Annotated in this window: 2 rRNA genes (1 of these 2 cut by a window edge); both read left to right on the plus strand. The window is 54.4% G+C overall.

The features are described 5' to 3' along the window. A 23S ribosomal RNA gene (locus AB0N68_RS16800) occupies positions 1-1,175 on the plus strand; it begins 2,027 nt to the left of the window's first position. A 111-nt stretch (positions 1,176-1,286) separates the two neighbouring features. Further along, positions 1,287-1,403 (plus strand): 5S ribosomal RNA (rrf, locus tag AB0N68_RS16805). Positions 1,404-1,405: the final 2 nt, after the last annotated feature.

Raw genomic sequence — 1,405 nt, forward strand, 5'->3', positions numbered from 1 at the left:
GGACGTGCTCCGAAAGCGTTTGGAGGCCGCAGAGACTAGTGGGTAGCGACTGTTTACTAAAAACACAGGTCCGTGCCAAGTCGCAAGACGATGTATACGGACTGACGCCTGCCCGGTGCTGGAAGGTTAAGAGGACCGGTTAGCCGCAAGGCGAAGCTGAGAATTTAAGCCCCAGTAAACGGCGGTGGTAACTATAACCATCCTAAGGTAGCGAAATTCCTTGTCGGGTAAGTTCCGACCTGCACGAATGGCGTAACGACTTCCCAACTGTCTCAACCGCGAACTCGGCGAAATTGCATTACGAGTAAAGATGCTCGTTACGCGCAGCAGGACGGAAAGACCCCGTGACCTTTACTACAGCTTGGTATTGGTGTTCGGTGTGGCTTGTGTAGGATAGGTGGGAGACTTTGAAGCGGTGACGCCAGTTACCGTGGAGTCATTGTTGAAATACCACTCTGGTCACTCTGGATATCTAACTTCGAACCGTAATCCGGTTCAGGGACAGTGCCTGGTGGGTAGTTTAACTGGGGCGGTTGCCTCCCAAAAAGTAACGGAGGCGCCCAAAGGTTCCCTCAACCTGGTTGGCAATCAGGTGGCGAGTGTAAGTGCACAAGGGAGCTTGACTGTGAGACTGACAGGTCGAGCAGGGACGAAAGTCGGGACTAGTGATCCGGCAGTGGCTTGTGGAAGCGCTGTCGCTCAACGGATAAAAGGTACCTCGGGGATAACAGGCTGATCTTGCCCAAGAGTCCATATCGACGGCATGGTTTGGCACCTCGATGTCGGCTCGTCGCATCCTGGGGCTGGAGTAGGTCCCAAGGGTTGGGCTGTTCGCCCATTAAAGCGGTACGCGAGCTGGGTTTAGAACGTCGTGAGACAGTTCGGTCCCTATCCGCTGCGCGCGTAGGAAGTTTGAGAGGATCTGACCCTAGTACGAGAGGACCGGGTTGGACGAACCTCTGGTGTGTCAGTTGTTCCGCCAGGAGCACCGCTGATTAGCTACGTTCGGGATGGATAACCGCTGAAAGCATCTAAGCGGGAAGCCGGCCTCAAGATGAGACTTCCATACCTTCGGGTGAGAGGCTCCCAGCCAGACTACTGGGTTGATAGGCCAGATGTGGAAGCACGGTAACGTGTGCAGCTGACTGGTACTAATAAGCCGATGACTTGATAACACACCGTTTGTTGGTGCTTGCGTCCACTGAGTGGTTCTCGATGTACGGTCGAGAACTACCTTCAACAATGATTCATCATTGCTTTAGGTTTGATTGAAACATCAATAGTGTTTCGGCGGCCATAGCGTGAGGGAAACGCCCGGTCACATTCCGAACCCGGAAGCTAAGCCTCACAGCGCCGATGGTACTGCAGGGGGGACCCTGTGGGAGAGTAGGACACCGCCGGACTC

The sequence above is a fragment of the Microbacterium meiriae genome (assembly GCF_040685015.1).
Taxonomy (GTDB): domain Bacteria; phylum Actinomycetota; class Actinomycetes; order Actinomycetales; family Microbacteriaceae; genus Microbacterium; species Microbacterium meiriae.